The sequence below is a fragment of the Amycolatopsis rifamycinica genome (assembly GCF_000695625.1).
Lineage (GTDB): Bacteria > Actinomycetota > Actinomycetes > Mycobacteriales > Pseudonocardiaceae > Amycolatopsis > Amycolatopsis rifamycinica.
Window position 1 is genome coordinate 24,599 of the sequence record NZ_JMQI01000035.1, and the last position, 23,641, is coordinate 48,239.

General features: G+C 71.1%; 26 protein-coding genes. 15 read left to right on the forward strand and 11 right to left on the reverse strand.

Translation table 11 applies throughout. The features are described from left to right. Nucleotides 1-159 precede the first annotated feature (159 nt). The gene (locus DV20_RS17515) at nt 160-837 is read left to right on the forward strand and encodes an IspD/TarI family cytidylyltransferase (protein WP_043781525.1); all 678 of its coding nucleotides are present in this window, start codon (nt 160-162) and stop codon (nt 835-837) included. Here DV20_RS17515 and DV20_RS17520 read toward each other — a convergent pair. Then, on the reverse strand, nt 834-1,283 hold the full coding sequence (locus DV20_RS17520; RefSeq protein ID WP_043781526.1) for a hypothetical protein: 450 nt from the start codon (nt 1,281-1,283) through the stop codon (nt 834-836). The genes DV20_RS17515 and DV20_RS17520 overlap by 4 nt on opposite strands. A 139-nt stretch (nt 1,284-1,422) precedes the next feature. Here DV20_RS17520 and DV20_RS17525 point away from each other — a divergent pair, with 139 nt between their 5' ends. Genes DV20_RS17525 through DV20_RS17535 form a run of 3 tightly spaced genes read left to right on the forward strand, consistent with a single transcriptional unit; the run spans nt 1,423 to nt 3,216 of the window. Next, on the forward strand, nt 1,423-2,172 hold the full coding sequence (locus tag DV20_RS17525) for a GntR family transcriptional regulator (RefSeq protein ID WP_043781527.1): 750 nt from the start codon (nt 1,423-1,425) through the stop codon (nt 2,170-2,172). Then, nucleotides 2,169-3,011, forward strand: a complete 843-nt coding sequence (locus DV20_RS17530; protein WP_043781528.1) for a phosphoribosylaminoimidazolesuccinocarboxamide synthase — start codon at nt 2,169-2,171, stop codon at nt 3,009-3,011. Before DV20_RS17525 ends, DV20_RS17530 begins: the two co-directional genes overlap by 4 nt. After that, complete coding sequence (locus DV20_RS17535) at nt 3,004-3,216, forward strand: hypothetical protein (protein ID WP_043781530.1); 213 nt, start codon at nt 3,004-3,006, stop codon at nt 3,214-3,216. Before DV20_RS17530 ends, DV20_RS17535 begins: the two co-directional genes overlap by 8 nt. Before the next feature lie 17 nt (nt 3,217-3,233). On the opposite strand, the gene DV20_RS17540 is transcribed toward DV20_RS17535, so the two are convergent. After that, complete coding sequence (locus DV20_RS17540) at nt 3,234-4,223, reverse strand: aldo/keto reductase family protein (RefSeq protein WP_043781531.1); 990 nt, start codon at nt 4,221-4,223, stop codon at nt 3,234-3,236. 134 nt (nt 4,224-4,357) lie between these two features. After that, a complete protein-coding gene (locus DV20_RS17545) occupies nt 4,358-5,005 on the reverse strand; it encodes a DUF3043 domain-containing protein (RefSeq protein ID WP_043781533.1) in 648 nt (215 codons plus the stop codon). A gap of 147 nt (nt 5,006-5,152) precedes the next feature. Between DV20_RS17545 and DV20_RS17550 the strand changes: the two genes are divergently transcribed. Next, nucleotides 5,153-5,530: a HesB/IscA family protein gene (locus DV20_RS17550; protein WP_043781535.1), complete on the forward strand. Its 378-nt coding sequence runs from the start codon at nt 5,153-5,155 to the stop codon at nt 5,528-5,530. Nucleotides 5,531-5,596: 66 nt separating this feature from the next. Here the strand turns inward: DV20_RS17550 and DV20_RS45885 are convergent, their stop codons facing one another. Then, complete coding sequence (locus DV20_RS45885) at nt 5,597-5,767, reverse strand: hypothetical protein (RefSeq protein WP_167344382.1); 171 nt, start codon at nt 5,765-5,767, stop codon at nt 5,597-5,599. Between the two features lie 148 nt (nt 5,768-5,915). On the opposite strand from DV20_RS45885, the gene DV20_RS17555 reads away from it, so the two are divergent. Continuing rightward, nucleotides 5,916-6,908, forward strand: coding sequence for a carbohydrate kinase family protein (locus tag DV20_RS17555; protein WP_084093528.1), 993 nt, complete (start codon nt 5,916-5,918; stop codon nt 6,906-6,908). 54 nt (nt 6,909-6,962) lie between these two features. Here DV20_RS17555 and asnB read toward each other — a convergent pair whose 3' ends face one another. Further along, nucleotides 6,963-8,897: an asparagine synthase (glutamine-hydrolyzing) gene (gene asnB, locus DV20_RS17560; protein WP_043781538.1), complete on the reverse strand. Its 1,935-nt coding sequence runs from the start codon at nt 8,895-8,897 to the stop codon at nt 6,963-6,965. A gap of 185 nt (nt 8,898-9,082) precedes the next feature. Between asnB and ctaC the strand changes: the two genes are divergently transcribed. Together ctaC and DV20_RS17570 are read left to right on the forward strand one after the other, a co-directional pair. Next, nucleotides 9,083-10,027, forward strand: a complete 945-nt coding sequence (gene ctaC / locus DV20_RS17565) for an aa3-type cytochrome oxidase subunit II (protein ID WP_043781539.1) — start codon at nt 9,083-9,085, stop codon at nt 10,025-10,027. 32 nt (nt 10,028-10,059) lie between these two features. After that, on the forward strand, nt 10,060-10,479 hold the full coding sequence (locus DV20_RS17570) for a cytochrome c oxidase subunit 4 (RefSeq protein ID WP_043781541.1): 420 nt from the start codon (nt 10,060-10,062) through the stop codon (nt 10,477-10,479). Between the two features lie 55 nt (nt 10,480-10,534). Here the strand turns inward: DV20_RS17570 and DV20_RS17575 are convergent, their stop codons facing one another. Next, nucleotides 10,535-11,494 carry a GlxA family transcriptional regulator gene (locus DV20_RS17575; RefSeq protein ID WP_043781542.1) on the reverse strand — a complete coding sequence of 320 codons (960 nt, stop codon included), beginning with the start codon at nt 11,492-11,494 and terminating at the stop codon, nt 10,535-10,537. 83 nt (nt 11,495-11,577) lie between these two features. Here DV20_RS17575 and DV20_RS17580 point away from each other — a divergent pair, with 83 nt between their 5' ends. Then, nucleotides 11,578-12,492 carry a DMT family transporter gene (locus DV20_RS17580; RefSeq protein WP_043781662.1) on the forward strand — a complete coding sequence of 305 codons (915 nt, stop codon included), beginning with the start codon at nt 11,578-11,580 and terminating at the stop codon, nt 12,490-12,492. Here DV20_RS17580 and trpD read toward each other — a convergent pair. From trpD to DV20_RS17595, 3 genes are all read right to left on the reverse strand, one after another. Next, nucleotides 12,485-13,519 carry an anthranilate phosphoribosyltransferase gene (trpD, locus tag DV20_RS17585; RefSeq protein ID WP_043781546.1) on the reverse strand — a complete coding sequence of 345 codons (1,035 nt, stop codon included), beginning with the start codon at nt 13,517-13,519 and terminating at the stop codon, nt 12,485-12,487. The genes DV20_RS17580 and trpD overlap by 8 nt on opposite strands. Before the next feature lie 5 nt (nt 13,520-13,524). Then, a complete protein-coding gene (locus tag DV20_RS17590) occupies nt 13,525-13,935 on the reverse strand; it encodes a response regulator (protein WP_043781548.1) in 411 nt (136 codons plus the stop codon). Nucleotides 13,936-13,999: 64 nt separating this feature from the next. After that, nucleotides 14,000-14,413 carry a hypothetical protein gene (locus tag DV20_RS17595; RefSeq protein ID WP_043781549.1) on the reverse strand — a complete coding sequence of 138 codons (414 nt, stop codon included), beginning with the start codon at nt 14,411-14,413 and terminating at the stop codon, nt 14,000-14,002. A 95-nt stretch (nt 14,414-14,508) separates the two neighbouring features. Between DV20_RS17595 and ctaE the strand changes: the two genes are divergently transcribed. The 4 genes from ctaE (at nt 14,509) to qcrB (ending at nt 18,857) form a co-directional block, all read left to right on the forward strand. Beyond that, on the forward strand, nt 14,509-15,135 hold the full coding sequence (ctaE, locus tag DV20_RS17600; RefSeq protein WP_043781552.1) for an aa3-type cytochrome oxidase subunit III: 627 nt from the start codon (nt 14,509-14,511) through the stop codon (nt 15,133-15,135). Nucleotides 15,136-15,196: 61 nt separating this feature from the next. Next, on the forward strand, nt 15,197-16,015 hold the full coding sequence (qcrC, locus tag DV20_RS17605; RefSeq protein WP_043781554.1) for a cytochrome bc1 complex diheme cytochrome c subunit: 819 nt from the start codon (nt 15,197-15,199) through the stop codon (nt 16,013-16,015). Beyond that, nucleotides 16,012-17,178 carry a cytochrome bc1 complex Rieske iron-sulfur subunit gene (gene qcrA / locus DV20_RS17610; RefSeq protein ID WP_043781555.1) on the forward strand — a complete coding sequence of 389 codons (1,167 nt, stop codon included), beginning with the start codon at nt 16,012-16,014 and terminating at the stop codon, nt 17,176-17,178. The genes qcrC and qcrA overlap by 4 nt, the downstream gene beginning before the upstream one ends. Continuing rightward, nucleotides 17,175-18,857: a cytochrome bc1 complex cytochrome b subunit gene (qcrB, locus tag DV20_RS17615; RefSeq protein ID WP_043781557.1), complete on the forward strand. Its 1,683-nt coding sequence runs from the start codon at nt 17,175-17,177 to the stop codon at nt 18,855-18,857. The genes qcrA and qcrB overlap by 4 nt, the downstream gene beginning before the upstream one ends. Before the next feature lie 178 nt (nt 18,858-19,035). On the opposite strand, the gene DV20_RS17620 is transcribed toward qcrB, so the two are convergent. Then, on the reverse strand, nt 19,036-19,317 hold the full coding sequence (locus DV20_RS17620) for an Lrp/AsnC family transcriptional regulator (RefSeq protein ID WP_043781558.1): 282 nt from the start codon (nt 19,315-19,317) through the stop codon (nt 19,036-19,038). Between the two features lie 457 nt (nt 19,318-19,774). After that, complete coding sequence (locus DV20_RS17625) at nt 19,775-21,478, reverse strand: DEDD exonuclease domain-containing protein (RefSeq protein ID WP_043781560.1); 1,704 nt, start codon at nt 21,476-21,478, stop codon at nt 19,775-19,777. A 97-nt stretch (nt 21,479-21,575) separates the two neighbouring features. Here DV20_RS17625 and DV20_RS17630 point away from each other — a divergent pair, with 97 nt between their 5' ends. Then, nucleotides 21,576-22,973, forward strand: coding sequence for an NYN domain-containing protein (locus DV20_RS17630; protein ID WP_043781563.1), 1,398 nt, complete (start codon nt 21,576-21,578; stop codon nt 22,971-22,973). Nucleotides 22,974-23,040: 67 nt separating this feature from the next. Further along, on the forward strand, nt 23,041-23,298 hold the full coding sequence (locus DV20_RS17635; protein ID WP_043781565.1) for a hypothetical protein: 258 nt from the start codon (nt 23,041-23,043) through the stop codon (nt 23,296-23,298). Nucleotides 23,299-23,641: the final 343 nt, after the last annotated feature.

The following is a 23,641-nucleotide window of genomic DNA, read 5'->3' on the forward strand; positions in this document are numbered from 1 at the left end:
ACGTTCCCGCGGGACCGGCGCGCCCGCCAGGTCACGGCGGCTCCGCCCGGGTCGCCCGGGTCGTCCGGGCCGGGGAGGACGGGAAGACACCGCACCGCTGCCCGGGCCGGATCCGGACGCACTGCACGTGCTTCCGGCGGCCCAGTAGTCTCGCGGCTCGTGGAGACGACGGCGGCCGCGGTGGTGCTGGCCAGTGGCGCGGGAACCCGCGTCGGCGCGAAGCTGAACAAGGTCTACCTGCCCCTGGCCGGGCGGCGGGTGGTGGCGTGGTCGCTGGACGCCTTCCGCGCGGTGCCCGGCATCGGCGTGCTGGTGCTCGTCATCCGGCCGCAGGACCGGGAACTCGCCGACGAGGTGGCCGGCGACGGCGTCGAGATCGTGCCCGGCGGCGACACCCGGCAGGCCTCCGAACTGAACGCGCTGCGCCACCTCGCGCCGCGAATCAGAGGCGGCCGGGTCGACGCCGTGCTGCTGCACGACGCGGCCCGGCCGCTGGTCCACCCCGAACTGGTCGGTGCGGTGTTGGCCCGGACACGCGAGGACGGGGGGGCTGTGCCGGGCCTGGCCGCGGACGACGTCGTCGAGGTGGATGCCGGGCACCTGGTCGCCCAGGTGCCCGGCGCGATCCGCGTCCAGACGCCTCAGGGCTTCCGGGCCGGACCGCTGCTCGAGGCCTACGAGAAGGCCGAGCGCGAAGGCTTCGTGGGTACGGACACTTCCTCGTGCATGGAGCGGTTCTCCTCCCTGCCGATCCGGTGGGTCCCGGGGGCTCCCGAGAACCTCAAGATCACCTATCCCCACGACCTCGTCGTCGCGGAGCGGTTGCTCGCCCGCTAGGCGCACGCGGGCGGGCCGCCGCCGTCATCCCCTTCCCGGGTCATTCCGGTCGGCCGGATGGTCACGTCGTGGCGCAGTTCCGGCGGGATCCGGCAGTCCGGCTGTGGCCGGAGCGCCTGCAGCGGGGCGCCCGGGGTGCCGGGCTCCGCCAGGGTGAGCACCGCCCGCAGCGTCCAGACCGGGGTGGCGTGGTACTGCCAGGTGACGACCCGCGGGCTGAACACGTCCGTGCCCGGGAAGGTCGGCACGCGGTAGGCGCTGGCCCGGTGCTCGTCGCGGAGGATGAGGACGTCCGCGCAGGTGGGCCAGCGGTATACCGCCGCGTAGATCTCCGGCGCCTCTCGGCCGCCGAACAGGTGCAGCACCCATTTGCGGCGCCGGAGTTCCTCGAGGAGTTCCTCGAGGCCCTGGCCGCTGGATCCGGAGTGCGGTGTGGGCGGGGACACACTTTCGAGGGTAACTTGCGCACTAGTGCACCGTCCAGTGCGTGTACTAGTACACCTGGGTGGTTCTGAACAGGCCTTTGTGGGACACCCCCCGGCGTGCTAGAACACTTGTGCGTGTTGTCCGGCGTGAGGAGCCGCTTTGCCCACCCTCGATCGCCCTGAGCCGCCGTACCTGCAGATCGCCGGCCGGATTCGTGACGACATCCTGTCCGGCCGGCTGCAGGAGGGCGACGCGGTGCCGTCCGCCCGCGAGATAGCGCGCACCTGGACCGTCGCCATGGCGACGGCGACCAAGGTGCTGGCCACGCTGCGCTCGCAGGGCCTCGTGCGGCCCGTGCGCGGCGTCGGCACGGTCGTCGACCGCGGCGGTCTGCACCGCACGGCCCGCGACCGCGCCGCGGCCTCGGCGCGGACGGGCCGGATCTACCCGCCGGGCCACTACGCGGTGATCCGCTCGGCCGGCCTGGAGCCGGCGTCCGAGCGCGCCGCCGCCGCCCTCGGCCTGGACGAGGGCGCCCCGGTGATCCGGCGGCGGCGTACCACCTACGGCCCCGACTCGCGGCCGCTGTCGACGTCGACGTCGTGGTTCGACGGCGCGCTGTCGGCGAAGGCCCCGGCCTTGCTGGTCGCGGAGCGGATCCCGGAGGGCACCGCGGCCCACGCGGCCGCCCGGCTCGGCACGAAGATCGCGACGACGCAGGAACGGCACGCGGCGGGCCGCGCGGACGAGGAGGAGGCGGCCGAGCTGGGGCTGCCCGCCGGTTCGCCGGTGCTGCTGGGCCGGAGCACCTTCCTGGCGGCCGACGGGACGGTCGTCGAGTACGGTGAGTCCGCCGCCCTGCCCGACCACTGGGTTTTCCACGAGTACACGACTGAGGACGGCGAATGAAGCACATCCACCAGGGCAAGGTCCGCGACCTGTACGAACTCGACGGCGGGGACATCCTGCTCGTCGCGTCCGACCGCGTCTCGGTCTACGACGTGGCGCTGCCGACGCCGATCCCGGACAAGGGCAAGCTGCTCAACCAGCTGTCGGCCTGGTGGTTCGAGCGGATGGCCGACGTCGTCCCGAACCACGTCGTGTCGACCACCGACGTGCCGGCGGAGTTCGCCGGGCGCGCGATGCGCTGCAAGCCGCTGAAGATGGTCAAGGTCGAGTGCATCGCGCGCGGCTACCTGGCCGGCCTGGGCCTGCGCGAGTACCAGCGGGACGGGAAAATCTCCGGCGTCGCGCTGCCGCCGGGCCTGGTCGAGGGCGACAAGCTGCCGGAGCCGATCTTCACGCCGACGACGAAGGAGTCCGACACCGGGCACGACGAGTTCATGACCTTCGACGAGGTCCTGAACGAAATCGGCGAGGACACCGCGAAGCGGCTCCGCGAGCTGACGCTGGAGATCTACACGAAGGGCGCCGAACACGCGGCGAAGCAGGGCGTGATCATCGCGGACACGAAGCTCGAGTTCGGCTTCGACGCCGACGGCACGCTGACCCTGGGCGACGAGGTCCTGACGTCGGACTCGTCGCGCTTCTGGCCGGCCGACGAGTGGGAGCCGGGCCGGCCGCAGCACGCGTTCGACAAGCAGTTCGTGCGCGACTGGTCGCGTTCGACGGGCTGGGACCAGACCCCGCCCGGGCCGGAGATCCCCGCGGACATCGTCGAGCAGACGCGGCAGCGCTACACCGAGGTCTACGAGCGGATCACCGGGAAGACCTGGGTCCGTGGGTGAGTACGACCCGTACCGCCTGATCGACGACGTCGAGAGCCTGCTGGTCTCGCGCGGTCTCACGCCTTCGCGCGTCCCCGGACGCGGCGGCGACCGGCTGGCGGGGGCGAGCCGGCTCCTGCGCGGGTTCGGCCTGGAGCCCCGGATGGCCCCCGAGGACGCGTTCGACCTCGGGGTGCCGTTCCAGGGCCGGATCAACCAGGACTAGGGCCTTTTCGTCAGGGACTAGGGGCTCTTCGTCAGGCCGGCGTCACGCTCGACGACGTCGCCGAGGACGTCGTCGATGGCCTTGAGGAGGTCGGCGTCGAGCTTCTTGCCGGCGGCCTTGACGTTCTCGTGCACCTGCTCGGGCCGCGAGGCGCCGATGATCGCGGAGGCGACGTTCGGGTTCTGCAGCACCCACGCGACGGCCAGCTGGGCGAGGCTGAGACCGGCCTGCTCGGCCAGCGGTTCGAGGTCGGCGACGCGCTTGAGCACGTTCTCGTCGAGGAAGCGGGCGACCATGTCGGCGCCGCCCTTTTCGTCGGTGGCCCGCGAGCCTTCGGGGTAGGCCTGTCCGGGCTTGTACTTGCCGGTGAGCACGCCCTGCGCGATCGGCGACCAGACGATCTGGCTCAGGCCTTCGCGCTCGGAGGTCGGGATGACCTGCTCCTCGATGACGCGCCAGAGCATGTTGTACTGCGGCTGGTTCGACACGAGGGGGATGTGCAGCTCACGGGCGAGGGCGGCGCCGCGGGAGATCTGCTCGGCGGTCCACTCCGAGACGCCGACGTAGAGCACCTTGCCCTGGCGGACGAGGTCGGCGAAGGCCACCATCGTCTCTTCGAGCGGGGTGTGCCGGTCGAAGCGGTGCGCCTGGTAGAGGTCGACGTAGTCGGTGCCGAGCCGCTTCAGGCTGGCGTGCGCCGACTCCATGATGTGCTTGCGGGACAGGCCCTTGTCGTTGGGACCCTTGGGACCCGTGGGCCAGAAGACCTTGGTGAAGATCTCGAGGCTTTCCCGCCGCTGCCCCTTGAGGCCGCGCCCGAGCACGGACTCGGCGGCGGTGTTGGCGTAGGCGTCGGCGGTGTCGAAGGTGGTGATGCCGACGTCGAGGGCGGCCTGGATGCAGGCGCGGGCCTGGTCTTCCTCGACCTGGGAACCGTGGGTGAGCCAGTTCCCGTACGAGATCTCACTGACGTTGAGGCCACTGCGGCCGAGACGACGAAACTCCATGGCGCGAGCTTAGGCGGTAATCGTTTACTTTGCTAACGACCTGGCGTGACTTCGGCCTCGCGGGGCGGTGGCTCGGGGCGTGGACGGCAAGAAGCCGGGTCGAGCGTCGCTCGACCCGGCTTCTCGAAACCAGCTCAGTCGGGGATCGGGTCGCCCGGCTTCAGCCGGGGCTTCGGCATCCGCAGGCGCCGGATCTGGGAGGCGCGGACGAACGCGTACCAGCCGATCGACCGGCCGTTCACCGGTTCCTTCGGGAACTTCTCCCGGACCAGCTTCGCGATCTTCCGGCCGTTGACGAAGCCCTCGATCGCCATCACCAGCAGCATCGCCGTGCACAGCAGCGTGATGTACGACTGCACCTGGGGCAGCGGCACCAGCAGCGCCAGGAACACCACGATCGCCAGCGGCATGAACAGGCCGAGCAGGTTGCGCCGGCTGTCGACGAGGTCGCGGACGTACCGCTTGACCGGCCCGCGGTCGCGGGGGAGCAGGGCCTTGTCGTCGCCGCGCATCATCGCGTCGCGGCGGGCCTTGGCCGCCGCGCGGCGGTCTTCCTTGCTCTGGGGGTTCGCCTTGCGCAGCTCTTTGTTGCGCTTCATCGCCTCACGCATCGTCGTGGGCGGTGGTGCCACCGGGCCACGGCGCTTCGCCTCCGCCTCGCGGCGCTTCGGCGTAGCCTTGCCCTTACCGGGCGTGTACGCCTTGCCGGCGACGTCGACGGCTTCGGCCGTCTCCGGCTCTTCGGCGGCGGTGTCTGTGGTGCTTCGGCGCAGGAACCTCACCTCACCAGGGTATTGCAGGCGTCACGCCGCCGGTAACCAGGTCGATCCATGTGCGACCATGGTGGGGGAACAGATCGGACGCTCCGGGTGTTGAACACGTCAGCACGAGGAGTATCCGTAGCGAGTTCGACTTTATGAGGGAGTGCCATGACGACCGCTGAGCACGCCGGCGCGACGCAGGCCGAGACCGCCGAGGAGACCCACGGCGTCACGTTGACCGCCGCCGCGGCCGCCAAGGCGAAGGCCCTGCTCGAGCAGGAGGGCCGCGACGACATGCACCTGCGCATCGCCGTCCAGCCCGGTGGCTGCGCGGGCCTGCGCTACCAGCTGTTCTTCGACGAGCGCACGCTCGACGGCGACCTGTTCCGCGACTTCGACGGCATGAAGGTCGCCGTCGACCGGATGAGCGCGCCGTACGTGTCGGAAGCCGTCATCGACTTCGTGGACACGATCGAGAAGCAGGGCTTCACGATCGACAACCCGAACGCCACCGGCTCCTGCGCCTGCGGCGATTCGTTCCACTGAGACACCGCACACGAGAAGGCCCCGTCTCCCCGGAGGGAGGCGGGGCCTTCTCGCGTGCTGCGGATCTCAGACGTAGGCGTCGAGCTCGGCCACCTGGGCGTGGCACGCTTCGTCGACCTGCCACGGCTCGGCCGTGACGGGGGACAGCGGGAGGCGTTCGGCCTGGAGCGTCGCCGGGATGAAGGCGCAGTCGGCGATCAGCTCGGACAGGGTCTCGGGTTCGGTGACAGCGTTCACGATTCGTAACGCTATTGATCCGCTCTCGACTGGAGAAGGAGTACCAGCCGGTAGTGTCGGCTGGGCACGCGCGAACTACCCGGATGGGTCATGACCCGGGGGTAACTTCGCGCCTTTTGCCGTGAGGCCGAGCACAAAGGAGCAGCCGGTGGCAGAAAAGGCCAGGATCGCGGTGTCCGGCAGTATCGCGACCGACCACCTCATGCACTTCCCGGGCAGGTTCGCCGAGCAGCTGGTCGCCGAGCAGCTGCACCGCGTCTCGCTGAGCTTCCTCGCCGACGACCTCGTGGTCCGGCGCGGCGGCATCGGCGCGAACATCGCCTTCGGTCTCGGGGTGCTCGGCGTCCAGCCGGTCCTCGTGGGCGCCGTCGGCGCCGACTTCGCCGACTACCGCTCCTGGCTGGAGCGGCACGGCGTGGACACCTCGGGCGTGCACGTGTCCGAGGTCGCGCACACCGCGCGGTTCGTCTGCACCACCGACGAAGACCTCTGCCAGATCGCGACGTTCTACGCCGGCGCGATGGCCGAGTCCCGCAACATCGAGCTGCAGCCGATCGCCGAGCGCGCCGGCGCGCTCAGCCTGGTGCTGATCAGCCCGGACGACCCCGAGGGCATGATCCGCCACGCCGCGGAGTGCCGGCAGCGCGGGTACGCCTTCGCCGTCGACCCGTCGCAGCAGCTGGCCCGGATGAGCGGTGAGCAGGCGCGCGAGTTCGTCGCCGGCGCGAAGTACCTGTTCAGCAACGACTACGAGTGGGAGCTGCTGCTCCAGAAGACCGGCTGGACCGAGGCCGACGTCCTCGACCAGGTCGGCCTGCGGATCACGACGCTGGGGGAGAAGGGCGTCGAGATCGTCGGCAAGGACGGCGTCGCCCTGCAGATCGGCGCGGTCCCGGAGCGCGTGAAGGCCGACCCGACGGGCGTCGGCGACGGCTTCCGCGCGGGCTTCCTGGCCGCCCTCGACGGCGGTCTCGGCGTCGAGCGCGCCGCCCAGCTCGGCTCCCTGATCGCGGTGCTGGTCCTGGAGACGGTCGGCACGCAGGAGTGGACGTTCGACCGCGCGGAGGCGCTGGCCCGCATCGGCGAGGCCTTCGGCCCGGACGCGGCCGAGGAGATCTCGGCGGTCCTGCCCGCGGCCTGAGCCCGGCGCGAAAAGGCCCCGCACCGAGCCGGTGCGGGGCCTTTCACGCGAGCGTCAGAGCTTGACCGGGTACACCGGCTCCGGGATCTCCGGCTTGATCCGGTGCTCGACGAAGATGCCGTGCCACAGCATGAACACGATCAGCGCCCACAGCTGGCGGCTGCGGTCCAGCTGGCCCGCCTTGTGCTCCTCGAGCAGCGCCAGGATCGCCTTCTTGTCCAGCAGCTCTTCGGTCTTCGAGTCCGAGATGATCCCGCGCGCCCAGTCGTACATCTCGTGGCGCAGCCACAGCCGGATCGGGACCGGGAAGCCGAGCTTGCGGCGGTTGAGCACGTGCGCCGGGATGATCTTGGCCAGCGCCTGGCGCAGCGCGTACTTCGTCGTCCCGTGGGCGAGCTTCTGGTCCAGCGGGATCGACGCCGCGACCTTGAACACCTCGGCGTCGAGGAACGGCACCCGCAGTTCCAGCGAGTTCGCCATGGTCACCTTGTCGGCCTTGACCAGGATGTCGCCGCGCAGCCAGGTGTAGAGGTCCACGTGCTGCATGCGGGCCACCGGGTCCCAGCCGCGCGAGACGTCGTACCAAGGCGCCGTGACGTCCTTGAACCCGACGCCTTCCTGGTAGGTGCGAAGGACGTTGCGCAGCTGGTCGTCGCGGAAGTTGCGGGCGTTGCCGTAGTAGCGGTCCTCCAGCGGCAGCGCGCCGCGGCGCAGCAGGTCCTTGCCGCGGGTGCCCTCGGGGATCTTCGTCGAGACCTTGCCGATCAGCTTCCGCATGCCGCCGGGGATCTTCTCGAACGGCGCCAGCGAAATCGGCTCGTTGTAGATCGTGTAGCCGCCGAACAGCTCGTCCGCGCCCTCGCCGGACAGCACCGCCTTGACGTGCTTGCGGGCCTCGCGGGCGATGAACCACAGCGGCACCAGCGCCGGGTCGGCCACCGGGTCGTCGAGGTACCAGACGATGAGCGGCAGCGCCTCCATCATCTCGTCCGCCGACACCGTCCGGACCACGTGCTTGACGCCGATCGCGGCGGCCGACTCGGCGGCGACGTCGACCTCGGAGTAGCCCTCGCGCTCGAAGCCGGTGGTGAACGCGATCAGGTTCGGGTTGTGCTCCTTGGCCAGCGTCGCGGTGGCCGTGGAGTCGATGCCGCCCGAGAGGAACGCGCCGACCGTGACGTCCGGGTCGGAGATCATGTGCTTGCCGACCGAGTCGCGCATCACATCGGCGATGCGCTGGTACAGCTCTTCGGCCTCCGCGGGCCCGTTGACCGGCTTGGCGCTGAACCGCGGGTGGAAGTAGCGGGTGAACTTCACCTCACCGCCGGGCACCACCTCGAACGACGTCCCGGACTCGACGCGGCGGATCGCCGTGTGCAGCGACTCGGGCTCGGGCACGTACTGCAGCACCAGGTAGTGCTGCAGGGCCTTGCGGTCCAGCTCCTGCGCGACGCCGAGGACGTCCGACAGCTCCAGCAGGCTCTTCTTCTCGCTGGAGAAGGCCACGCCCCCGGGGCCGGCCGAGTAGAACAGCGGCTTGATGCCGAACGGGTCGCGGGCGCCGAACACGCGCTTTTCCTGGGAGTCCCAGATCATGAAGGCGAACATGCCGCGCAGGCGCTTGACCCAGTCCGCGCCGAGGTAGTGGAAGCCGGCGACGATGGCCTCGCCGTCACCCTCGGTCTCGAACTTCGCGCCGTGCTGCTCGGCGAGCTCCGCCCGCAGCTCCAGGTAGTTGTAGATCTCTCCGTTGAAGTTCATGGTGTAGCGGCCCGGCGCCTCGGGCGGGCCCCAGACCAGCGGCTGGTGCGCGTGCTCGACGTCGATGAAGGCGAGCCGGTTGAAGCCGTAGACGACCTCGGCGTCGGCCCAGGTGTCCTGCTCGTCGGGGCCACGGTGGCGCTGGCAGCGCATGGCCGCGCCGACGGCGTCACGCGCGTTCGCCGCGCCGGTCTCGGTCGCGCAGATCAGTCCAAGCAGGCCGCACACGGGTACTCACACACCTTCTGGGTCTTCACCGGGCTGGGGGAAGGCCTCAGTATGCCGGGGCCGCCGTGGCGAGTACCACGCGCGTCGACGGTTACCCCTTAGTCAGCGGACCGCGCCAACTCGGCTAGAGTCCGGCTGTCACAAAGATCGGTCGTAGGAGGCTCTGGGTGAAAGGGCGAGGCGCAGTGGGACAACCCGAGCGCACCCTGGGGAAGCGGACCGTGCGCGTAGCCGCGCTGGCCGTGCTGGTCGCGCTGACCGCGACGGGCTGCTCCGGCGACGAGATCCTGCGGTTCGGCTGGCCGGTCGGCGTCACGCAGCAGGCCACCGACATGCGGAACCTGTGGACCTGGACGGTGGTCGCGGCGCTGGTCGTCGGCGTCATCGTGTGGGGCCTGATCTTCTGGACCGCGACGTTCCACCGCAAGAAGAAGACGGTCGACGGCGAGCCGGAGGAGCTGCCCCGGCAGTTCCAGTACAACATCCCGCTCGAGCTCTTCACGGTCGTCGTCCCGACGATCATGGTCTGCGTCCTGTTCTTCTTCACCGCGACGACGGAGTCGAAGGTCCTCGACAAGGTGCCCAACCCGGACGTCAAGGTCCAGGTCGTGGCCTTCCAGTGGAACTGGGAGTTCAAGTACGAGGACGCCAACGCGGCGAAGCCCGACGGCAGCGGCCAGGTCAGCACGGTCGGCTCGTCCGGCGAGATCCCGCTGCTGGTGCTCCCGGTCGGCAAGACCATCCAGTACGACCTGGTCTCCACCGACGTCATCCACTCCTTCTGGGTACCGGAGTTCCACTTCAAGCGGGACGTCATGCCGAACCCGGAGAAGAACAACCAGGACAGCTCCTTCCAGAACAAGATCGACCGCGAAGGCTCCTTCGTCGGCCGGTGCGCGGAGCTGTGCGGCACCTACCACGCGGTGATGAACTTCGAGGTCCGGGCGCTGTCGCCGGACAAGTACGACCAGTACATCGAGCTGCGCAAGCAGGTGAACCCGGCCACCGGCCAGACGTTCACCGCGGCCGAAGCGCTGGCGAAGATGAACTGCGGCGAGCTGTGCACCCCGCACGCGGTCACCACCCAGCCGTTCAACACCGACCGCACCGCGCGGACCGCGTCCAACTGACGCCGCCGAGACAACAGGAGTAGGACAGACCCATGAAGGTCGAAGCCCGCATCTTCTTCATCGTGGCGATCTTCGCCGTGTTCATGGCGGCCGTGTACTGGGTGTGGACCGCGCTGGCCGCGACCCACGGCGCCGAGCCGGTGGGCATCGTCGCGCTGTTCCTCACCGGTGGTCTCGCGTTCCTGGCCGGCAGCTACATGCAGTTCGTCGCCCGCCGCATCGAGCCGCGCCCGGAAGACCGCGAAGACGCCGAGATCAGCGACGGCGCGGGCGAGCTGGGCTTCTTCAGCCCGGGCAGCTACTGGCCGATCGGCATGGCGGCCACCGCGGCGCTCGCGGCCGTGGCCCTGGCGTTCTTCCACATCTGGCTGCTGGTCATCGCGCTGGTCGCGCTGCTCATCACCATCGGCGGGCTGGTGTTCGAGTACCACACGGGCCCGTCGCACGACTGACCCTCGTTTCCGGAACCGGCCGTCACGCTCACCGCGTGGCGGCCGGTTTTCGTTCTCAACCGCGGAACGCCGTCCGGTAGGACGACGGGCTCGTCCCCCGCAGGCGGCTGAACTGGTGCCGCAGCGCCGCCGCGGAGGCGTATCCGCAGGCCACCGCGATGTCCTCGACCGAGAGGCGACCCTCCTCCAGCAGCGCCTGCGCCCGGTCCAGCCGCCGCTCGGTCAGCCAGCGGTGCGGCGTGGTGCCCGTCGCCGCCGAGAAGCGGCGCAGGAACGTCCGCTCGCCGAGGCCGCTGCGGCGGGCCAGCTCCGCCACCGTGAACGGCTGGTCCAGCCGCCGCTCCACCCATTCCAGGGCCTCGGCGACCACGGCGTCGTCGCCCGCGGCGGTCGCCGGGACCGGTGCCTGGACGAACTGCGCCTGGCCGCCCGCGCGGTGCGGGGCCGCGACCATCCGCCGGGCCAGCGTCGTGGCCGCCGCGACGCCGCGCAGCCGGCGGACCAGGTGCAGGCACAGGTCGACCGCCGCCACCGTGCCCGCGCTGGTCAGGATGCCGCCGTCGTCGGCGTAGAGCGCCTGCGGGTCCACCTGGGCCGCCGGGAAGCGGGCGCGGAACTCCGCCTCGTACACCCAGTGGACCGTGCAGCGGCGGCCGTCGAGCAGCCCGGCGTAGCCCAGGGAGAACACGCCCGCGCAGAACCCGGCCACCCACGCGCCGCGGGCGGCCGCGTCGCGCAGGACGTCCAGCACCGGTTCCGGCGGCGGCGCGGTCCGTGGCGCGCACGTCGGCACGATCAGCAGGTCCGCCGACGCCGCGAAGTCCATGTCCCGCAGGCGGGACAGCCCGAACCCGGACCAGCTCTCGACCTCGGCTCCACCCGGCGAGCAGACGGCGAAGTCCCAGCCCTCGATGCCGTCGGCCGTGCGGTCGGTGCCGAACACCTCGCACGCGACCCCCAGCTCGAACGGCGAAACGCGGTCGGCGAGCACGACGGCGACGCGGTTGACGTCCATGGCGGCCAGTGTGTCACAAGTTTTGCGGCCATTGTCATCTCTGACACTGGTTGGGCGACGCGAACCGGACGAACCTGGTCGCCATGACGAACTCGGAAACCCGCCCGCTGCTCCAGTGGTCCGCGGCGATGGCGATGTCCGGCACGATCGGTGCGGTCGTCCTCGAGAGCGGCGCGGCCGCGCCGGCGGTGGCCTTCGCCCGCTGCTTCGTCGGGGGTGCGCTGCTGGTGCTCTGGTGCCTCTCCCGCGGCTGGCTGCGGGCCTGGCGGCCGTCCCGCCGCGACCTCGGCCTCGCCGTGCTGGGCGGGCTGTTCCTGGTCGGCAACTGGGTGCTGCTGTTCGCGTCGTACGCGCTGTCGTCCATCTCGGTCAGCACGGTCGTCTACCACACCCAGCCGCTGGTCCTGGTCGGCCTGGCGGCGGCCTTCCTCGGCGAGAAGGTCGCCAAGAGCCACCTGGCCCGAGCCGGGATCGCGTTCGGCGGCGTGGCGCTGATCTCGCTGTCCGCCCACGGCGAGGACGGCAAGCCCGTGCAGCTGGCCGGCATCGGCCTCGCGCTCGGCGCGGCCGTGCTGTACGCGGGAGCGTCCTTCGTCGCGAAGCAGCTGAAGCACATTCGCCCGCACCTCCTGGCCGCCGTGCAGACGACGGTGGGTGCGCTCGTGCTGGCCCCGCTGCTGCTGGTGACGCCGCTGCCCACGACGACCTCGGGGCTGCTCTGGCTGGTCCTGCTCGGCACCGTCCACACGGCACTGATGTACGTGCTGATGTACGCGAGCATCGGCAAGCTGCCGACCACGACGGTGGCGCTGCTGTCGTACCTGTACCCGGTGGTGGCCGTGCTGGTCGACATCGCCTTCTACGGGCACCGGCCGAGCTGGCCGGAGGCGCTGGGCATGCTCGCGGTCCTGGCGGCCGCGCTGGCCCCCCGACGCGGCAAGCCCGCCGCGCAGGACAAGCCGGCCGACCGGCCGCCGGCGGGCGAGCGGGTCAGCTGAAGGCGATCCAGCGGTCCAGCAGCGCGGCGGCGGCACCCGAGTCGATGGCCTCGGCCGCCCGCGTCAGACCGGCCCGCAGATCGTCCTCCAGGGACTCCGAGAAGCCGGTGAAGGCGGTCAACGCGGCCGCCGCGTTGATCAGGACGGCGTCGCGGACCGGGCCCGGCTTGCCGCCCACCAGGTCGCGGACCACCGCCGCGTTCGCCGCCGCGTCGCCGCCGCGCAGGTCGTCCGCCGTCGCGCGGGCGATGCCCAGGGACGCCGGGTCGAAGCCGCGCTCGGTGACCGTGCCGTCGGAGACGACCCACACGGTCGACGTCGTCGTCGTGGTGATCTCGTCGAGGCCGTCGTCGCCGCGGACCACCAGGGCCCGGGTGCCGCGCCGGGCGAACGTCTCCGCCAGCACCCGCGTCTTGTCGGCGTACGCGCAGCCGATCAGCGCGGCGCCCGGCTGGGCCGGGTTGGTCAGCGGGCCGAGCAGGTTGAACGTCGTCGGGATGCCGAGCTCGCTGCGCACCGGGCCGGCGTGCCGCAGCGCCGGGTGGAACGCCGAGGCCAGGAAGAACCCGATGCCGACCTCGGCGAGGCTGCGCTGCACGTCCTCCGGCGGCAGGCTGATCCGGACGCCGAGCGCCTCGAGGACGTCGGCCGCGCCGGACTTCGACGACGCGCTGCGGTTGCCGTGCTTGGCCACCGGCGCGCCGGCCGCCGCCGTGACGATCGTCGCCATCGTCGAGATGTTCACGGAGTTGGAGCCGTCGCCACCCGTGCCGACGATGTCGACCGCCGGGCGGTCCAGCTCGACCCGCCGGGCGTGCGCCAGCATCGTGGCCGCCATGCCGGCGATCTCCTCGGGCGTCTCGCCCTTGGCGCGCAGCGCCACCGCGAACCCGGCGATCCGGGCCGGGCTCGCGGCCCCGCTCATGATCTGGTCCATCGCCCACGCCGTGTCCTCCGCGGAGAGGTCGACGCCCGCGACGAGCTGCTTGAGCAGGGGTGGCCAGGTGCGGGGGACCGGAGTGGTCACCGGGCTCAGCCGTTCACGACGGGGACCCGTCGCGCGCGCAGCACGTCGGCGACGGTCTCCGCGGCGGTCAGCGGGTCCAGCGGGTGCACCAGCACGGCGTCCGCCTGCGACCAAGTGGCCAGCCACCGGTCGTCCCTGCGCCGCACCGCGACCACGATCGGGGGACAGTCGGCGATTTCACTCTTGAGCTGGCGGCAGAGGCCGATGCCGCCGGTCGGCTGCGCCTCGCCGTCGAGGATCGCGAGGTCGACGTTCCCCGCGTCGACCTCGGACAGCACGTCGGCGATGCCGGCCGCCTCGACGTAGTCCACGCGCGCCAGGTCCGCGGCGGGCCGCCTGCCGACCGCGTTCACGATCGCCTCGCGCACCTCCGGCTTGTGGCTGAACACCAGGACCCGCATCGACCGCTCGCCCATTGAGCACGCCTCCGTCTGTATCGCCGCACTACTCGCGCCCCGATCGTATCGGCCGAGACCGACATCACGCGGTCGGCTCCGGCTGGAGCGCGTCCCAGCCCAGCGCGTCGCCGCCCAATCGTTGCGCGAGACCCGCCATCCGGGACCGTTCCTGGGCGCAGTGCAGCGCGTCGAGCACCTGGACGCGGACCGCGTGCACCCGCGCCAGCTCGCCTTCCGCGGACTGTTCCCGCAGCTCGTAGCCGTCCTGGGCGAGGATCGACGCCGCCTCGGCGAGCCGGTCCGGCGGCAGGAGCAGGTGGTGCCGCAGGACGGCCGGTGCCGCGGCGACCCATGCGGGTGAACCGGCGAGCACGGCGGAGTCCGCGACGACCGGGTCGAAGGCCTCGGCGACGATCTCCAGTCCCGGCGTGTCAGGCGTCAGACCGGGCGTTTCCCGCTTCTTGACCAGGTCAAGCAGGCGGTCGAGTAAACCCATGAGTAGCTCTCACCTTCCCGGGCATCCGGTGTGATCGGTTACGCAGACGGCTCGCCGTGGACCCACCCGGCGGAGCGGCGGTGCGAGAGGACATAATGCGACGCGTGACAACGGCAGCTCCCACCATCAGTCAGCGGGTCCACTCGCTGAACCGGCCGAACATGGTCAGTGTCGGCACCATCGTGTGGCTTTCCAGCGAGCTGATGTTCTTCGCCGGACTGTTCGCGATGTTCTTCACCGTCAAGGCGCAGAACCCGGTCGGGGAGACCTGGCCGCCGCGCCTGCACGGGGAGGACTTCCACCTCAACGTGGCGTACGCGATCCCGTTCACGGTGATCCTCGTGCTGTCCTCGCTGACCTGCCAGTTCGGGGTGTTCGCCGCGGAGCGCGGTGACGTCTACGGGCTGCGCCGCTGGTACATCATCACGTTGATCATGGGCGCGATCTTCGTCGGCGGCCAGGCCAACGAGTACCACAACCTGGTGGAAGAGGGGATGACGATCCCGTCCGGCCCGTTCGGCACGGTCTTCTACCTCGCCACGGGGTTCCACGGCCTGCACGTCATCGGCGGGCTCGTCGCCTTCGTGTACCTGCTCATCCGCACGAAACTGAGCAAGTTCACGCCCGCCCAGGCCACGTCGGCGATCGTCGTGTCCTACTACTGGCACTTCGTCGACATCGTGTGGGTCGGCCTCTTCGGTGTGATCTACCTCCTTCCGTAGGTCCACTCAGCCGCCACCACCTTCACCATCGGCCTGAACTGACAGCAAGGGTTGCCGCAAGATGACCACCAGCACCAAGTCCTCGGAGCGCCGCTACCGCGCGCGGTCGAAGCTGCGGAGGCGGTTCGCCGGCCTGCTCGCGCTCGGCATCGCGCTGGTGGGCGCCGGCGCCCTGTACGCCGTGTTCGCCCCGGAGCCGCAGACCGCGCAGGCCCAGGGCACGCCGGCGCAGCTGCGCCTCGGCGAGCAGGTCTACAACAACACCTGCATCGCCTGCCACGGCGCGAACCTCGAGGGCGTGCAGGACCGCGGGCCGAGCCTGATCGGCATCGGCGACGCCGCGGTGTACTTCCAGACTTCTTCGGGCCGGATGCCCGCCGCGCGCCAGGAGGCGCAGATCGAGCGGAAGCCGCCGAAGCTGACCGAGGCCGAGATCGACGCGGTCGGCGCCTACATCCAGGCGCACGGCGGCGGCGTCCAGCGCCCCGCCGAGAAGGGCGAGGCCCTGCGCGGCGACGACCCGGCCCGCGGTGGCGAGCTGTTCCGCCTCAACTGCGCGTCGTGCCACAACTTCACCGGCCGCGGCGGTGCGCTGTCGGCGGGCAAGTACGCGCCGAACCTGGACCCGGCCAGCGAAGAGCAGATCTACACGGCCATGCTCACCGGCCCGCAGAACATGCCGAAGTTCTCCGACCGGCAGCTGTCGCCGAAGGAGAAGAAGGACATCGTCGCCTACGTGAAGTCGGTGTCGGACGGCAACAATGACCCGGGTGGTAACGGCCTCGGCGGGGTCGGCCCCGCTTCGGAGGGCGTCATCGCCTTTATCGTCGGGATCGCCGCGCTGATCGGCGTGACGTTGTGGATTGGATCGAAGGCATGAGTGCCGAGGGGCCGAAGCCGCCGACGGAGGCGGAACTGGCTGAGATGGACCGGGACCAGCTGGTCAAGCTGGGCGGGCAGCTCGACGGCGTCGAGCTCGTCGAGTACCCGACTCCGTGGCCCGTGGAGGGCACCCGCGCGGAGAAGCGGGCCGAGCGCCTGGTCGCGTTCTGGTTCGGCCTGTCCGCGCTGGCCGGGATCGGGTTCGTCGTCTCGCTGATCTGGTGGCCGTGGCAGTACGAGGCGCCGGACAACGAGAGCGGCCACTTCTGGTACAGCCTCTACACCCCGATGCTGGGCCTCACGCTCGGCCTGGCCATCCTCGGCCTGGGCATCGGCGTGATCCTGTACACGAAGAAGTTCGTGCCCGCCGAGGTCGCGGTGCAGCAGCGCAGCGACGCCGGCGGCGAGGGCTCGCCCGAGGTCGACCGCCAGACGATCCTGGCGCACCTGGCCGACGCCGGGAGCCGCAGCACCATCGCCCGCCGCTCGCTGATCAAGCGCTCGGCGATCGCCGGTGCGGGTGCGCTCGGCCTCGCGGCCGCGGCGCTGCCGATCGCGTCCTTCATCAAGAACCCGTGGAAGGACAGCGAGTCCCGCGACTCGCTGTGGCACACCGGCTGGCAGCCCCTCTACCCGGGCGAGAAGGTCTACATGCGCCGGGCCACCGGCAAGCCGGTCGAGGTCGAGCACGGCAAGGAAACCGAGATCTCCCTGGTCAAGGCCGAGGACCTCGACGCGGGCGCGATGGAAACGGTGTTCCCGTTCCACGAGTCCGAGCGGAACGACGCCGAAGCGCTGGCCAAGGCGCTGACCCGGGTCGACAACCCGGTCATGCTGATCCGCCTGCGCCCGACCGACGCCGCCAAGGTGGTCAAGCGGGCCGGCCAGGAGGACTTCAACTTCGGCGACTACTACGCGTACACGAAGATCTGCAGCCACGTCGGCTGCCCGACCTCCCTGTACGAGCAGCGGACCAACCGCATCCTGTGCCCGTGCCACCAGTCGCAGTTCGACGCCCTCCACTACGCCAAGCCGATCTTCGGCCCGGCGACCCGTCCGCTGGCCCAGCTACCGATCACGGTGGACGAAGAGGGATACTTGATCGCGCGAGGCGACTTCATCGAGGCCATCGGTCCGGCCTTTTGGGAGCGTAAGTCATGAGTTCACTCACCACGCCGACCAAGGGCTCGAGCGCTGTCGAGCGGCACCTGGGCGAGGCCGCGAACAACGCCGACCAGCGGTACCACCTGGCCAAGGGCCTGCGGCACCAGATGAACAAGGTGTTCCCGACCCACTGGTCGTTCCTGCTGGGCGAGATCGCGCTCTACAGCTTCATCATCCTGCTGCTCACCGGTGTGTACTTGACGCTGTTCTTCGACCCCTCCATGCAGGAGGTCGTCTACCAGGGCAGCTTCGAGAACATGAAGGGCCTGGAGATGTCCCAGGCGTTCCGCACGACGCTGGACATCTCGTTCGACGTCCGCGGCGGCCTGTTCATGCGCCAGCTGCACCACTGGGCCGCGCTGATCTTCGTCGCCTCCATGGCCGTCCACATGCTGCGCATCTTCTTCACCGGCGCGTTCCGGCGGCCGCGTGAGGCGAACTGGGTGATCGGCGGCCTGCTGCTGATCCTGGGCTGCTTCGAGGGCTTCTTCGGCTACTCGCTGCCGGACGACCTGCTCTCCGGTACCGGTATCCGCGCGACGCTGTCGGGCATCGTGCTCTCGGTGCCGGTGGCCGGCACCTGGATCCACTGGGCGCTGTTCGGCGGGGAGTTCCCCGGCGACCAGATCATCCCGCGGCTGTACACGCTGCACATCCTGCTGCTCCCGGGCATCATGCTGGCCCTGGTCGGGGCGCACCTGGCGCTGGTCTGGTACCAGAAGCACACGCAGTTCCCGGGCGTGCGCCGCAAGGAGACCAACGTCGTCGGCGTCCGGATCATGCCGTACTTCGCGCTCAAGGGCGGGGCGTTCTTCACCCTGGTCGTGGGCGTGCTGGCGCTGATGTCGGGCCTGTTCCAGATCAACCCGGTGTGGAACTTCGGCCCGTACAACCCGGCGCAGGTGTCGGCGGGCTCGCAGCCCGACTGGTACATGGCCTGGGCCGACGGCATGCTCCGGATCTGGCCGGCGTGGGAGGTCTACCTCGGGAACTACACGATCCCGGCGGTGTTCTTCCCCGGCGCGGTCGGGATGCCGATCCTGTTCGGCCTGCTGCTGGGCTACCCGTTCATCGAGCGGAAGCTGTCCAAGGACACCGCGCACCACAACCTGCTCCAGCGGCCCCGGGACACCCCGGTCCGCACGGCGCTGGGCGCGATGGCGCTGGGCTTCTTCATGGTCATCGAGCTGTCGGGCTTCAACGACATCATCGCCGACCAGTTCGACATCTCCCTGAACGCGACGACGTGGGCGGGCCGCATCGGCGTCCTGATCGTGCCGCCGCTGGCCTACTACTTCACCTACCGCATCTGCCTGGGCCTGCAGCGGGCCGACCGCGAGGTGCTGGAGCACGGTGTCGAGACGGGCATCATCAAGCGGCTGCCGCACGGTGAGTTCATCGAGATCCACCAGCCGCTGGGCGGCGTCGACAGCCACGGCCACGCGATCCCGCTCGAGTACCAGGGCGCCTCGGTGCCGAAGAAGATGAACAAGCTGGGTTCGGCCGGTCACGCCGTGCCGGGCACGCTCTGGTCCCCGGACCCGGCCGAGGAGACCGCGGCCCTGCAGCGGGCCAACGGCAACGGGCACTCCGGTGCCGAGAACGGCCAGCACGGGCAGCACGGCGAGTTCGACTCCGCCGAGACGGCCTCGGCCGCGAAGCAGACGGACCACTAGCTCCACTCACGACCGAAGGCCACCTCCCGCGGGAGGTGGCCTTCGTCGTTTCTGCGGCTTGCTTGCTGTCGCGGAGCCAGGCTCTGACGGGTGCCAAGCGGCCAATGTGGCCTTCGTGCGCTCAACGCGCCCAAGGCGGTCTTCGGTGCGTTGGACGTAACCAAGGCCACATTGGGCGCTAGTCCTCGACGCCGATCGAGAAGGCCGATTCGGTGTCGGTGCGGCTGTAGGACCGGAACGCGATGTGCGTGACGGTGTTCAGCACGCCCGGCACCTTCCCGATCCGGCCGGGGATCAGGTCGGCCAGGTCCTCGTGCGTGGACACCTGCACCGTGGCGATGAGGTCGACGTCCCCGGCGCACGAGTAGACCTCGCCGACGCCCTCGATGTCGGCGATCGCCTGCGCCGCGTCCGGGATCGCGTCCGCCTCTGCCTGGATCAACACGATCGCGGTGATCACCTGGGTCCTCCAAGACTCGTCTGCGGGTGTCGCCCGCGATCCTAGTGAGCCCCACGCCGCGATGTGGGGCGAGCGCAGGTCACCACTCGCCTCCCTCAGCGGGCGGCCCGCGTACGCCGACGGTCGGATCGTTGCCCCGCGGGGTCGGTCTCGGGCCGGCACGCGAGGTACGCGAGCCGACTGTCGGGGCGAGCCGGCGCTGTGGGACGCGAAGCCGGCGCTGTGGGGGCGTGAGGCCACCCTCTGGGCGTGTGAGGGCCGCAGAGGGTGGGTGGGGCGGGTGCAGCCCGCGACTGCCGCCGGTTCGGCCCCCGGGGGCGGGCGGAGGGGTGGGGGCAGTGGAGATGTTCGGGGGAGTGGGCTTCGGCGACCAGGTTCAGCCAGCCTCGCCACCCCGCGACCGCCGCCGGCTCGGCCCCGGCTCGGCCCCGGAGGCGGGCAGAGGGGTGGGCGGAGGTCAGTGGAGGTGTTCGAGGGAGTGAGCCTCGGCGACCAGGTCCAGCCAGCCTCGCCAGCCCGCGACCGCCGCCGGCTCGGCCCAGGGGCGGGTGGTGCGGACCAGGCGGACTCCTGGGCGGGCCAGCCAGCGCAGCAGCACCCCGACCTCCTCCGGTGGCGCTCCGTGCAGCGGGCCCGGCTCCGGCAGCACCGTCTCCGCCGACGCCACCAGGGCCTCCACCACCGGCATCGGCGGCACGCCGCGGCGGGCGACGCCGGCCGAGGCCAGGCGGCCGTAGCGGATCACCGACAGCTCCCAGCCGCCTTCGCCGTCCGGGGCGGCCGCGATCAGCTCGCCGATCGCCGCCAGTGACGCCTGGCGGTGGGCGCGGCCCAGGGCCCGGATCAGGCCCGCCAGCTCGTCGCGGTGCCGGGCCGCCTGCTCGTAGTGCCGGCCCGCCGCCAGGCGCTCCACGTGCGCGGCCGCCGTGTGCAGGGGGCGGCCGTCCCGGCCCGCGATCAGCCCCGACACCGACTCGACCGCCGGGCTGTACTCCTCCACGCTCTGCCGTCCCGCGCACGGTGCTCCGCAGCGCCCCAGCTCCGCCAGCACGCACGGGGTCCCGTTCGCCGAGCGCGGCGAGATCCGCTGCGTGCACGTCCGCAGCCCGGACGCTCCGGCCAGGGTGTCCGCCGTCGTCCGCGCGTCCGCCTGGTTGCGGAACGGGCCCAGCACCCCCGGTCGCGGCAGGCGGACCACCGACAGCCGCGGGAACGCCTCCTCCGTCAGGCCGATCCACCAGCCCTGGTGCCGGTTCTTCGACCGCCGGTTGTACGCGGGCCGGTGCGCCGCGATCAGCCGGAGCTCCCGGACCTCTGCCTCCAGCGCGTGCGCGCACACCACGTGGTCGACGTCCTCGGCCAGCGCGACCATCTCGCGGATCCGGCTGCGGTTCTCCGATCCCGTGAAGTACGTCCGCACCCGCCGCCGCAGGTCCTTCGCCGTGCCGACGTACAGGACCTCGTCCTTCGGCCCCTTGAACAGGTAGACGCCCGGTGCCGACGGCAGGTCCGCCGCCAGGTGCCGTTTCGCCCGCTGGGCGACGGTCACCTCGGGCAGGTACCCCATCAGCTCCTCGAGCGAGTGGACGCCCAGGTTGCCGACCCGCTCCAGCAGGCCGTGCAGGACGTCGACCGTGGCCCGGGCGTCGTCCAGCGCGCGGTGCGTCGGCCGGGTCCGCGCCCCGAACAGCAGCGCCAGCGCCGTCAGGTTGTACCGCCCGACCTCGTCCCGCGGCACCACCCGCCGGGCCAGCCGGACCGTGCACACCACCGTCAGCTTCGGCCACACGTAACCGTGCCCTTCGCACGCCGCCCGCATGTGCGAGGTGTCGAAGCCGGAGTTGTGCGCCACCAGCACCGCACCCCCGACGAACTCCAGGAACGCCGGCAGCACCTCCTCGATCGGCGGGGCGTCGTAGACCATGGCCTGGGTGATCCCGGTCAGTGAGACGATCTGCGGCGGGATCGGTGCGCCCGGGTTCACCAGCGTGGCGAACTCGCCCAGCACCTCGCCCCCGCGCACCTTCACCGCGCCGATCTCGGTGATCCCGGACGGCCCCGGCGGGGCCCCGGTCGTTTCGAGGTCGAAGACGACGAAAGTGGTGTCCCGCAAGGGAGTTCCGAGCTCGTCGAACGCGAGCTGAGCCTGGACCGAACGCATGGGCGCGACTGTAGGCGTGACCACCGACAGTTTCGGCGCGCCGCCGGTCCGTGTGGTGCGCGGGGCGGGATGCGGGAGCGGGGCCTACCCTGGACCAATGCACCCGCAGCCGCTCGTGCCGGAGCCGCCGGGGGACCCCGTCGGTCCCTCGGGTGTCGCGTCGCGCCCCGAGCCGGCCGAGGAGGCCGCTGACCAGGCCGGACATCCCGAACCGGCCACCTGGCCCGCGCTGCCCGAACCGGTGCGCGACCGCATCGCCGAGCTCGCCGCGGCCGCCGTCGCCAAGCTGCCCGCCACCGACGTGCCCCGGCAGCTGCGGCCGGTCGCCAAGTTCGCCCCGGCCAAGCGCGCCAAGCTCGGCGGCGCCGCCCTGCTCGCGGCCCTGGCCGACTCGTCCCAGTTCCGGACCGCCGTCATCGAGTGGCTGCGCGAGCACCGCACCGACGCCCTCGACCCCAACGCCCTCGACTCCGTCGCGGCCGCGGCCGCCGCGGTCCTGCTCGGCGAGTCCGGGGCCACCGGGCGGGTCCGGCTGGTCGCCCGGAACGCCGAGGAAAACGCCCTGCGCGCCGAACGCGACGCCGCGCTCGCCCGCAGCCAGCGGCTCGAAGCCGAACTCGCCCAGGTCCGCGCCGAACTCGCCGAGGCGAAAGAAGCCGCCGAAAACGCCCGCGGTGAGCGCGAGGGCGAAGTCGAGAAGCTGCTGAAACGCCTTCGCGAACAAGGCGTCCAGCTGCGTCAGGCCAGGGACGCGGCCGAGGCGGCGTCCGCCGAGGCCGAACGCGGCTCCGCCGCCCGCAACGACGAGATCGCCGCCCTGACCGCCCAGCTCGAGCGCGAACGCCAGCGCGTCGCCGGCGAACGCGCCCGTGCCGAACGCGCGGTCGCCGACGCCGAGATCGCCCGCCAGTCCGCGCGGGAGGCCCGGCAGGCCGACGAGGTGCGGCTCGCGCTGCTCATCGACACCATCGACGGCGCCGTCACCGGTCTGCGCCGCGAGCTCGCCCTCGGCGCGCGTGGCGCCCGCCCGGCGGACATGGTCCGCGGCGCCAGTTCCGGCACCGGCCAGGGCGGCAAGATCGCCGACGTGTCCACCCTGGACCGCTACCTGGCGCTGCCCAACGTGCACCTGATCGTCGACGGCTACAACGTCACCAAAACCGGCTACCCGGAGCTCGCCCTCGCCGACCAGCGCGACCGGCTGATCCACCAGCTGTCGGCGCTGGCCGCGCGCACGTCCGCCGAGGTCACCGTCGTCTTCGACGGTGCCGGCGTGCTCTCCGTCCCGGCCTCGGTGCCGCGCGGGGTGCGGGTGCTGTTCTCCGACCGCGGGGTGCTGGCCGACGACGTCATCCGCAACCTCGTCGCGGCCGAGCCCGCGGGGCGGCCGATGGTCGTCGCGACGTCGGACCGCGCCGTCGCGGACTCGGTGCGCGGCCGCGGCGCCCACCCGGCGCCGTCATCGGTGCTGGTCAGCCGCCTTTCGCGGGTCTGACGCCGGAAATTGTCGGTGGTGGCGCCTACCGTCCTCCTCAGTCAGTCACCGACGTGAGGAGGACCACATGACCGGCACCCCCGAGCTGTCCCCCGTGGACGTCTCGCACATCTCCGTTTCGGACATCGAGAACCTGGTGGTCGACTGCGACCGCTGCGTGGTGCGCGGCATCTCGTGCCACGACTGCGTGGTGAGCGTGCTGCTCGGCGCGCCACCCGCCGTGGTGTGGGACGCCGACGAGCGGCGCGCGGTGGACGCGCTGGCCGAAGCCGGGATGGTGCCGCGGCTGCGGCTCGTCGAAGAACCGATCCGGCGCACGGCGTGACTTTTCGACCGTTTCGTGGCGGCGCGCCGAATGGTCGATTGAATCGGTGAACGGTCGGTAGTCGAAAAGCCCTCCGGAGAAACCCCAGCGTGTAACCGCCATCACACCTTTCCTCCCGCCCTGGTCCGATGGTGTTCAGGAGCGTCACGCAGAGTTTTTGGCGGAGAGGTGGTGGACGCGGTCGCGGTCTTTTCGTAACCTGTCCGAGATCTCGTGGCCCCCGGCCGTCGATGAGGCGGCGACGCGGGATCGCCGCCGGACGCAGCTTTGTCGGGAAGCTGGGAACCGGAACCACCACCACGTGCTTCACCTGTTGCGGCTCTTGCATGTCAAAAGCGCACGG